6 protein-coding genes are annotated in these 3,471 nt (G+C 66.6%); 3 read left to right on the top strand and 3 right to left on the bottom strand.

What is annotated here, in order from left to right; genetic code table 11:
- The 3 genes from WA965_RS23965 to WA965_RS23955 form a co-directional block, all read right to left on the bottom strand.
- The coding region (locus WA965_RS23965) for a GPP34 family phosphoprotein (protein WP_526448147.1) at positions 1-492 on the bottom strand (492 nt) is incomplete at its 3' end.
- 48 nt (positions 493-540) lie between these two features.
- Positions 541-1,035, bottom strand: a complete 495-nt coding sequence (gene greA / locus WA965_RS23960) for a transcription elongation factor GreA (protein WP_178361125.1) — start codon at positions 1,033-1,035, stop codon at positions 541-543.
- Positions 1,036-1,264: 229 nt separating this feature from the next.
- Positions 1,265-1,687, bottom strand: coding sequence for a DUF4307 domain-containing protein (locus WA965_RS23955; protein ID WP_526298471.1), 423 nt, complete (start codon positions 1,685-1,687; stop codon positions 1,265-1,267).
- 130 nt (positions 1,688-1,817) lie between these two features.
- On the opposite strand from WA965_RS23955, the gene mca reads away from it, so the two are divergent.
- From mca to WA965_RS23940, 3 genes are all read left to right on the top strand, one after another.
- Positions 1,818-2,690, top strand: coding sequence for a mycothiol conjugate amidase Mca (gene mca / locus WA965_RS23950; RefSeq protein ID WP_526298473.1), 873 nt, complete (start codon positions 1,818-1,820; stop codon positions 2,688-2,690).
- Positions 2,691-2,698: 8 nt separating this feature from the next.
- Complete coding sequence (locus tag WA965_RS23945) at positions 2,699-2,989, top strand: hypothetical protein (RefSeq protein WP_526298477.1); 291 nt, start codon at positions 2,699-2,701, stop codon at positions 2,987-2,989.
- Positions 2,976-3,471: DUF255 domain-containing protein (locus WA965_RS23940; protein ID WP_526448146.1), on the top strand; the 496-nt coding region annotated here is incomplete at its 3' end. The genes WA965_RS23945 and WA965_RS23940, both read left to right, overlap by 14 nt.

The following is a 3,471-nucleotide window of genomic DNA, read 5'->3' as shown; positions in this document are numbered from 1 at the left end:
GTGCAGAACGGTGATGATGGCGGCCGTCGACGGGGCCGGCGGCGTCCGGTCGAACAGCGCGGACAGCAGCGCTGCGCGTGCCGGCCCGGCACGATCCCGGCTGGTCAACGGAAAAGTCGAGGTCCGGCTGAACCGCTTGCCCGACAACGTGCTTCGACGAAGCTGCCCGGTCTGCTCCAGGTGCGCGACCAACCGGCCCCGGGTGTGCTTCGCGAGCTTCTTGATCGCCGCACCCGGCTTCAGCGGCCTCGCCTGCAGCAAGTCGAAAGCGGGTCCGGTGACGGGGTCGGTGAACCCCGGGGCGTTCAGCGCCACCAACCGTCCCGGCGGAACCGATTCGCCCTGGACCGCCGGACGGACCCGGCACGCGTGCGCAAGGTCGAGCAGGGTGGCCGCGGCGAGCACGTGCTCACGACGCGGGCTGTCCAGCCCGGGTGATGCGGCTGCGTTGTCGACGAGCAGCAGGAACAAGTCCTCGGCGATCTGCGCCATGGGCTGGAGGGTATCCCGGGCAGACCGAACCTGGCGGGGCACGCCGGTCTAGGAGTGGTAGGGCTCCGCGCTGACGAGTGTCACCGTGACGGTGTTGCCGTTGGGGATCCGGTAGGTGCGGACGTCGCCGACCTTGGCGTCGATCAGGGCCTCGCCCAGCGGCGACTTCGGTGAGTAGACCTCGAGCTTGCCGTCGCTGACGCCCTGCTCGCGGGTGGCGATCAGGAACGTTTCGGTCTCGTTCTCGTCCTCGCCGTAGTAGACCTTGACCACCGAGCCGGGAAGCGCCACGCCGGACTGCTTCGGAGCCTCGCCCACCTTGGCGTTGTTGAGGAGTTCCTGCAGCTGACGGATCCGCGCCTCTTCCTGGCCCTGCTGCTCGCGGGCGGCGTGGTAGCCGCCGTTCTCCCGCAGGTCGCCTTCTTCGCGGCGGTCGTTGATCTCTGCGGCGATGATCGGCCGGTGGGCGATCAGCTGGTCGAGCTCCGCCTTCAGCCGGTCGTAGGCCTCCTCGGTCAACCAGGTGACCTGAGTGTCGGTCATGTCGTCGCGCTCCTGTCGTCGTTGCTTCCGCGCTTGCCGCTGAGAAGTTCGGACACGGCGCCGGTAGTCGTCCTCCGTGTATTACCGCGATCGCAGACGCTCAATCCGGCGCGCCCAAATGCAGCAATACACGGCCCCAGCAGGAACCGTGTATCGACCCATGATAGCACCGGACGGATACCCGGTTTTCATGATTTGGGCGTTGAACGTTTGTCGTGCGGCTGCGCCGCTACCCGCCGACCAGATACGGCGGCACATCGCTCCCGCAGCCGTAGACGTCACCGACCGCGGGCGGTCTGCTCGACGTCACCAGCGCTGTCACCTGCACCGTCGCCGCCGTCGACGGCGTCACCAGAACCTCGCGCCGTCCGGTTTCGATGCCCTCGTAGGAGCGGGCCCGAATGATGCACACCACGGGCTGGGACGGATCGTCACGGGTCACGCTGACCGTCACCTCCACGGTGCTGTCATCGACGATCCGGTAACCGGCCACTTCACCCTTGACGTCGCCGGCGCCGAATCGCACGAAGGCCACCGCGGCGATCGCCACACCTGTGATGACCACCAGCACGGTGAAGCCGATGGCGATCCAGCGCCGCGTGCGCCGGGGCAGCTGCTGCCGTCCGTAGCGGGCGGTGGGACGCTCGATCATCTCGTTTTGCATGCCCGTCGGTCGAATGGGTGTACTAGGACTGGAACTATAGGACCAGTGGTTGTGGTTGAACTCATGCGTGAGTGTCAGCGTGAGTATCCGTGCAGGTGAGCAGCTAAGAGGGAAAAGGTTGAGCGAACTGCGGTTGATGGCCGTGCACGCCCATCCGGACGATGAGTCCAGCAAGGGTGCGGCGACCATGGCGCGCTACGCCGACGAGGGCGCGCGCGTCATGGTGGTGACCCTCACAGGTGGTGAGCGCGGGGACATCCTCAATCCGGCGATGGACCTGCCCGATGTGCACGGCCGGATGACGGAGATCCGTCGAGACGAGATGGCCAGGGCCGCGGAGATCCTCGGGGTCGAGCACCACTGGCTCGGTTTTGTCGACTCCGGGCTGCCCGAAGGTGATCCACTGCCCCCGCTGCCGGAAGGCTGCTTCGCTCTCGAGCCGCTGGAGATCCCCACCGAGGCGCTGGTACGGGTGATCCGTGACTTCAAGCCGCACGTGATGACCACCTACGACGAGAACGGCGGTTATCCGCACCCCGACCACATCCGCTGCCATCAGGTGTCCGTCGCCGCCTACGAAGCGGCCGCCGATCACTACCTGTTCCCCGACGCCGGCGAACCGTGGAGCGTGCCCAAGCTGTACTACAACCACGGGTTCCTGCGGCAGCGCATGCAGGTGCTGCAGGACGAGTTCGCCAAGCACGGCCAGGAGGGTCCGTTCGCCAAATGGCTGGAGAAGTGGGATCCCGACGACGATCTGCTGGCCAAGCGGGTGACCACCCGGATCGAGTGTTCGAAGTACTTCGCCCAGCGTGATGAGGCACTGCTCGCGCACGCCACCCAGATCGATCCGAAGAGCTTCTTCTTCAGCACGCCCATCGAGTGGCAGCAGCGTCTCTGGTCGACGGAGGAGTACGAGTTGGCGCGGTCGCGGGTCCCGGTGCGACTGCCCGAGACCGACCTGTTCGCCGGAATCGAGGGACGCGGGTGAGCAGTGCGATGACGTTGGGCATCGAGTTGATGAGCGGGGTGCTGGCTCAGGACGGTCCGCAGCAGACCGGTCCCGACTTCGGCAAGGCCAGTCCGTTCGGCCTGATCGTGATCGTGTTCCTGCTGATTGCGGTGTTCCTGCTGGTGTGGTCGATGAACCGGCACCTGCGGCGGTTGCCGGAGTCGTTCGACCGGGACAATCCCGAACCCGACCAGGCCGTCGACGACGGCACTCTCGGAATCGACACCGACCTCACCACCGAGAACCCCGCCGACGGGACGAAACGTGAGCCGGGCTGACGCCCCGCTGAACACCCTCGCTTCGGCGACGAGTCCCTACCTGCGTCAACACGCCGAGAACCCGGTGCACTGGAAGCAGTGGACGGCTGAGGCGCTGGCGCTGGCGGCGCAGCGCGATGTGCCCATCCTGCTGTCGATCGGTTACGCGGCGTGTCACTGGTGTCACGTCATGGCGCACGAGTCCTTCGAGGACGGCGAGGTCGCCGAGGTGATGAATACGGATTTCGTCTGCATCAAGGTCGACCGCGAGGAGCGTCCCGATCTGGACGCGGTCTACATGAACGCGACGGTGGCGTTGACCGGGCAGGGTGGCTGGCCGATGACCTGCTTCCTGACCCCCGACGGCCGCCCGTTCTTCTGTGGCACCTACTACCCGAAGCCGAGCTTTCTGGCACTGCTCGCCGCGGTGACCGAGACGTGGCGGACCCGACGTGCCGAGGTAGAGGACACCTCCGACCGGATCGCCGAGGAGCTCCGGTCGA

The organism is Mycobacterium sp. (genome assembly GCF_049683935.1).
Taxonomy (GTDB): Bacteria; Actinomycetota; Actinomycetes; order Mycobacteriales; family Mycobacteriaceae; genus Mycobacterium.
The sequence above is the reverse complement of the archived record's forward strand: the minus strand, read 5'-3'. Positions and strand labels throughout refer to the sequence as shown.